Origin of the sequence: Mycobacterium sp. (genome assembly GCF_035570115.1) — a bacterium.
Classification (GTDB): Bacteria; Actinomycetota; Actinomycetes; order Mycobacteriales; family Mycobacteriaceae; genus Mycobacterium.
Window position 1 is genome coordinate 1 of the sequence record NZ_DATMLH010000061.1, and the last position, 6,284, is coordinate 6,284.

7 protein-coding genes are annotated in these 6,284 nt (G+C 66.9%); 6 read left to right on the forward strand and 1 reads right to left on the reverse strand.

Going from position 1 to position 6,284, the window contains the following annotated elements:
* The first annotated feature begins 151 nt into the window (after positions 1-151).
* From VNW74_RS04580 to VNW74_RS04590, 3 genes are read left to right on the forward strand one after another with little or no spacing between them, the layout of a single operon-like run.
* Positions 152-1,315, forward strand: a complete 1,164-nt coding sequence (locus VNW74_RS04580) for a phosphotransferase family protein (RefSeq protein WP_325675421.1) — start codon at positions 152-154, stop codon at positions 1,313-1,315.
* A gap of 2 nt (positions 1,316-1,317) precedes the next feature.
* Entirely contained in the window at positions 1,318-2,457 is a 1,140-nt protein-coding gene (locus tag VNW74_RS04585) for an alpha/beta hydrolase (protein WP_325675422.1), read from the forward strand.
* A gap of 2 nt (positions 2,458-2,459) precedes the next feature.
* The gene (locus VNW74_RS04590) at positions 2,460-3,443 is read left to right on the forward strand and encodes an NAD-dependent epimerase/dehydratase family protein (protein WP_325675423.1); all 984 of its coding nucleotides are present in this window, start codon (positions 2,460-2,462) and stop codon (positions 3,441-3,443) included.
* 165 nt (positions 3,444-3,608) lie between these two features.
* Here the strand turns inward: VNW74_RS04590 and VNW74_RS04595 are convergent, their stop codons facing one another.
* Positions 3,609-4,055 (reverse strand): hypothetical protein, encoded by a 447-nt coding sequence (locus VNW74_RS04595; RefSeq protein ID WP_325675424.1) that lies wholly within the window; start codon positions 4,053-4,055, stop codon positions 3,609-3,611.
* 175 nt (positions 4,056-4,230) lie between these two features.
* Here VNW74_RS04595 and VNW74_RS04600 point away from each other — a divergent pair, with 175 nt between their 5' ends.
* The 3 genes from VNW74_RS04600 to VNW74_RS04610 form a co-directional block, all read left to right on the forward strand.
* The gene (locus VNW74_RS04600) at positions 4,231-4,530 is read left to right on the forward strand and encodes a PE family protein (protein WP_325675425.1); all 300 of its coding nucleotides are present in this window, start codon (positions 4,231-4,233) and stop codon (positions 4,528-4,530) included.
* Positions 4,531-4,548: 18 nt separating this feature from the next.
* Positions 4,549-6,006 carry a PPE family protein gene (locus VNW74_RS04605; RefSeq protein WP_325675426.1) on the forward strand — a complete coding sequence of 486 codons (1,458 nt, stop codon included), beginning with the start codon at positions 4,549-4,551 and terminating at the stop codon, positions 6,004-6,006.
* 77 nt (positions 6,007-6,083) lie between these two features.
* On the forward strand, positions 6,084-6,284 hold a 201-nt coding region (locus tag VNW74_RS04610; protein ID WP_325675427.1), incomplete at its 3' end, for a WXG100 family type VII secretion target.

Sequence of the window (6,284 nt, forward strand, 5' to 3'; positions counted from 1 at the left end):
CTACGAACCGTGCTGCGCCATCACCGCGACGGCGTTTCCGGGCACCTCTACCAAGCGGTGCGACAGGCAGCAGGGCGACCGCCGGCCGTGCCGACGGAGCTGACAGCATGACGAGCACTGCACGCCCAGCCGCGCCAGCGCTGGTCGGCCAATGAGCAGCAGGCGGATCAGGTTCACGGCGCCACCCTCGTCGGCCCGGCTGATCGACGTCAATGATCTCCAGATCGGTCTTATCGACGTCGAACGAAGCACGCCGCCGACAGAACTCGTCAGCGACACGGCCGTGGTCCTGCTGCGGCCCGCGCAGGGACCGCCCGCGGCGGTTTTGAAGGTGGCTCGCGGCCTGCTGGGAGCTGCGGACCTGCGCACGCAGCGGCGCGTGCTCGCCGAACTCGCCCTCCACCAAGGACTCAACGACGAGTGGCGCGAGCTGCTGCCGCGGACCTTGGCCTTTGACGAGCGCACCGATGCGACCGTGTCCGTGGAGTCCTATCGGCCGGGAATAGACCTGGCAGAGGTGTTGGCGCGCCACCCGAGCCGTGTCGACGAGCTGACCGCTGCCGCCCTGAGCGCCATCGCACCGCTGCACCGGCGCACTGCCACGTTCGTCGTCGTCGACAACGTCTGCTTGTTGCGGCGATGGGTCCTCGAACCACTGGCGGGCCTGACGGACATGTGCCGGCGGCTAGATCCCCCCTTGGTTCCCGAGGTGGACCACGTTGGAACGATGCTGCGGCAGGCCCTCGTTGGCCGACGTATGCCGGTGAGCTGGACGCACGGCGACTACACCCCCCGCAATGTTCGGGTAGCCGGCGTGCGGGGCCCGGTCACCGGCATCGTGAACTGGGGCGGGGCGCGGCCGGGCCAGCCGGCGCTGATCGACGAGTACCTGTTGATCCTGACCGCGAGCTGCCAGGTGCAGCGGGCTGATTTCGGCGCAGTCGTCACTGAGCGGCTACGGGCGGGCGGCCTCTCAAACCGAGAGCGTAACGCGCTGCGCGCCGCACGCGACCGGCCGGACACGGACATCGGCGACCGCCAGCGCATCGATGTACGCATCGACGAGCGCGTTGCCATTCTATTGACCTGGCTGCACCATGTGGCCGACTTATGGCGCAAGGGCGCCGCCCATCCAAACCACCACATCTGGTGGGCCACCAACGTGGCTCCGGTGCTTCACACCGTCGCTGGGTGGCCCGACGTGTCAAGCGCGCGGGCCCGCGCGGGCCGCGGCACCGCAAGCGGTGCGCCGATGACCGCGTCACCGCCCGTCGCGAACGCCGCACCGGCCCAGGGAAATCAGTGCGGTGGCTGACCATGCAAAACGGACAACGAACGCTTACAGAAACGTCGATCCTGTTCGACGGGCGGGGCTCGGGGATAGTTCGGGAGGTCGTGGAGGGTGATCCGAGCGTCGCTGGCCGGCTTGCCTGTCTCGGAGCTCGGCTCACTATCCGGCCGGCCCTGGCTATTGGCAGCCACGTGGCGCACGTGCCGTGGCCGTGGGGCCTCGTCGACTTCGCTGCCCGGGCTGTGAAGCCCGCGCCGGGCAGTGTTCGGGCGACGATTGGGCTGCCGCATTGCACCGCGCGATTGGTCCGCGCTGCCGGTGTTCTGCCTGCCGACGGCCGCGGGCGCGTCGTGTTGTACATGCACGGTGGCGGCTTTCTGACCTGTGGCGCCCACACGCATGACCGGCTCGTCACCAGGTTGTCGAAGTACGCCGATACCCCGGTGCTGGTGATGAACTACCGGATGCTGCCCAAGCATTCGGTCGGTGAGGCGATCGATGATTGCTATGACGGCTACCGGTGGCTACGTAGCCGGGGTTACGGGCCCGACCAGATCGTCGTGGCCGGCGACTCCGTTGGAGGCTACCTGTCCCTCGCGCTGGCCGAACGGCTGCTCAACGAAGGCGAGCAGCTCGCGGCCATCGCATGCATGTCACCGCTGATGCAGATCGCCAAGGCCTCCAAGCAGGCGCACCCCAACATCCGCAGCGATGCGATGTTCCCGGTCAAGGCGTTTGACGCCTTCGTCGACCTGATCGGCAAGGCGGCCCAAGGCAACAAGCGTCCCGAGGAGATCTTCGAGCCGCTCGACCACATCGAGGCCGGTCTGCCCCGCACGTTGATCCATGTATCCGGTTCCGAGGTCCTGCTGCACGACGCTCAGCTGGCCGCGCGGCGGCTGGCCGCGGCCCGGGTACCGGTTCAGCTGCGGGTGTGGCCCGGCCAGATGCATGTGTTCCAGATCGCCGCACCGATAGTGCCGGAGGCAGACCAGTCGTTGCGCCAGATTGGCAACTACATCCGCGAGGCGACCGACCCATACCACCGCGTGGCGGTTTGTACGGCCCGGGCCCGTACGGCGGGATCTCGTCGCGCTGCCATCTCCGTTTCCGCCTCAAACCGGTTGCCGTCGTCCACACTTCACCATCGAACTGGAGATAACTGATAATGCGCACCCTCGTCACCGGCGCTGCCGGATTCATCGGTTCCACCCTTGTCGACCGCCTGCTAGAGGAAGGACACCAGGTGACAGGAGTCGACAATCTCAGCGCCGGCTCCCCCGCCGCCAACCTCGAGTCGGCCCACCAACACAACGGCCCCGGTCGCTTCACCTTCGTCGCGGGCGACGTCCGGCACCCCGAGCTATCCGACATCGTGGCGGGCTCCAACCCCGACGTGGTCTTCCATTTGGCCGCCCAGATCGATGTGCGCCGCTCCGTCGAGGATCCACAAAACGACGCCCGTAACAACGTGCTGGGCACCATCAACCTGCTGGAAGCGAGCCGGCGCGCGCGAGTACCGCGGATCGTCTACGCCTCCTCGGGTGGCGCCCGCTACGGTGCACCGGCCACCTTGCCTGCCACCGAGGACACTGCGGTGGACCCGCTTTCCCCGTACGCGGCGGCCAAGGTCGCCGGCGAGTTGTATATGCGCGCCTACGCCGGCATGTACGGGCTGGCACCCATCTGTCTGGCACTGGCCAACGTCTATGGGCCACGCCAAGACCCGCACGGGGAAGCCGGCGTGGTCACCGTCTTCGGCAGTGCGATGATCTGCGGCCGTCCCACGACCATCTACGGCGACGGCAGCGCCACCCGCGACTACGTTTACGTCAACGACGTCGTGACTGCCTTCCTGTGCGCCGCGGAAGCGCCGATCACGACGACCGGCACCTTCAACATCGGCACCGGCGTACAGACGACAGTCACCGAGCTGCACCAGCTGATCGCCGAGGTAGTCGGCGTCTCGCGTCCGCCCGATCACGCCGAAGCCCGCACCGGCGAAGTTCAAGCCAGCGCATTGGACCCGACCTTGGCGGGTCGGGTGCTGCGCTGGAAACCCGACACCGACCTCACCGACGGCATCAAGCGCACCGTCGACTGGCTGCGCGGTCGCCTCGATCCCCGCCCGGCTGCACGCGCCCAGATCTGAAAGCGCCAAACGCGGCCCCGCAGCAGCCATCCCGGACCGCGCATAAATGCTGCCGGCACTGCCCGGTGCGCGGATAGGCGATATCAGACGTCCACACCCGATCCAGGACTCCGGTGTCGGATCGGCGTCCGACCAGGTCCTTCGGTAGCGCAACGTAGGGGTCGGCTACCGTGGCGGCGGAGCGAACGTGCACGGGCTGATCTCGGCCGGGTGTTGACGGCGTAGCCAGCCCGCCACCGTCTTGCGGGACACCCGCTCACCGGCAGCGCGCAGGTCGGCCAGGATCGGCGGAGCATCGTAGACGCCGTCAGCGGCCCGTGTGACGTGGAGAACCTTGGAATCCAGCTCGTCGCTCCCGCGGGGGCATGCCGCGGTCAAGTGCCGCGCGCCACCGCTAGAACCTGAGCGTGATACTTCCCGCAGCTCACGCATCCGCTCAATAGGCCAGATGGCCTTCTCCGACTCGATCACCCGGCAGGCGGGTCGTGCTGGTTTGCAGTTGTCGTGCTGGGCGCGCGACGCGTGCTGACCCACCTCAGGGCGGCGCTGTCTCCGTCGGAGCCCTTGCTTGGTCCGCAGTCTGTTCTCCGCTGCCATCCCGGGTGTATGCATGTCTTGCATGCTATTAAAGACTATAGGTTTGGGATTTCCGTTTACACGATGCCAATTAGTATGTATTCTACTAGTTCAGGTGCATCATTGGTATACACATACGGTCGCACCCGGAGCCGCGGTAACCGCGGTAACCGCGGTAACCGTATGCGTTTGCTTCCGTTAGGAGGAGCACATGTCGTTTGTGACCACGCAGCCAGAGGTGTTGACGGCGGCGGCCGGCAGCTTGCAGGGCATCGGTTCTGCAATGATGGCCGGGAGTGCGGCCGCGGCGGCTCCCACCACCGGGGTAGTCCCCGCCGCCGCCGATGAGGTGTCGGCGCTGACTGCGGCTCAGTTCGCCACGCACGCCAGCATGTATCAAACGGTCAGCGCCCAAGCCGCAGCGATTCACGAGATGTTTGTGAACACGCTGGGTATCAGCGCCGGATCGTATGCGGCCACCGAGGCCGCCAATGCGGCCGCGGCGCTGTAGGCAGCCGAAGGTTCAGCCATGGATTTCGGGGCTTTCCCACCAGAGTTCAACTCCGCGCGGATGTATTCGGGGCCGGGGTCGGGCTCGATGCAGGCCGCTGCGACGGCCTGGAACGGGTTGGCCGCCGAATTGCGTTCCGCCGCATCCTCGTACGGATCGGTGATTTCGGAGTTAGCCGACGAATCATGGACAGGTCCATCGTCGACAGCGATGGCGGCCGCTGCGGTGCCCTATGTGGCGTGGATGAACACCGCCGCCGGGGAAGCTGAGCAGACGGCCACTCAGGCCGGGGCGGCGGCGGCCGCCTACCAGGCAGCGTTCGCAATGACGGTGCCGCCGGCGCAGATCGCCGCCAATCGCGCTCAGCTGGCGTCGCTGGTCGCGACGAACATTTACGGTCAGAACACACCGGCAATAGCGGCCGCCGAGACCCAATACGGCGAGATGTGGGCCCAGGATGCCACCGCGATGTACGGCTATGCCGCGAATTCGGCGGCCGCGAAGGTGACGCCATTTACCGCGGCACCGCAGACCACCAACCAGGCCGGGTCGGCCGTGCAGGCGGCCGCCGTTGCCCAGGCCACCAGCACGTCGACTGGCGCGGGAGCGCAGTCAACGCTGTCGCAGCTACTCTCCTCGATTCAGACGACGATGCAGAGCCTCGTGTCGCCGAGTTCGTCAACGTCATCGACGTCGGGACTTTCGGGACTTCTGAGTTCTCTTCTGGGTGGGTCTTCCTCCGGGACGTCCACGACAGGGGTCCTAGGAGGGCTTACGTCCTCGTCGTCCGGGCTCTCGCTCTCAGGCATTCTGCAAGGTGTGGTTACCGAATACGCTGATCTCCCAGGGTTTTTCGGCATGTTTATGGGCGCCAACGCGCTCGCGCCCCTTATGGGTACGCCGATCAGTAATGCCTTCAGCCCCGCAGCCGCATTAGCCGACGCAGGAGGTGCGGCCGGGGATGCGGCGGGGGCGGATGCCGCCGCGGGCGCGGCGGACGCCGGGGGTTCGCTGGGGTCAGGATTCGCTGAAGACTTGGGCGGTTTCGCGGGCCTAGGCGATGCGGCCTCAGTCGGCACGTTGTCGGTGCCGCAGAGCTGGGGCTGGGCCGCGACACCTCAGGCGGCGATGCTGGGTGGCATGCCGTTGGCGTCGCCGTTGCCGGGCGTCAATCTGGGCGCGACAGGTGGGCTACCAATGGCAGCCGGGCTACCAATGATGATGGGCGGGCTACCGCGGGCCGCAGGGGTGGCCGCCGCAGCGGGCGTAGGCGGTGCACTTGCTTCCAAATATGCGCCGCGCCTCACCGCGGTGGCGCGCTCGCCGGCCGCCGGATACCCGCCAGACCCGGCATCCGCGCCAGCCGCGGCGTATCCGGTGCCCGCCGGATTCTCGACGAACGGACACGCGCCCCCCGGATACACGCCGGCCATCGTGTACCTGCCGACCAACGGACATGCACCGCATGACACGTGACGAGAACAAGGGGCATTCGTCCCGTTAGGTCACAGCGACCGGAGTTTCAGGATGACTACCAATAAGGAGATAGGGATATGCCGACACGTTTTATGACTGATCCGCACGAGATGCGGTCGATGGCGGGCCGTTTCGACATGCACGCCCAGACGGTGGAGGACGAGGCCCGCAAGATGTGGGCGTCCTCGCAGAACATCGCCGGTGCGGGCTGGAGTGGGATGGCGCAGATGACGTCCTACGACACCATGGGCCAGATGAATCAGGCGTTTCGCAACATT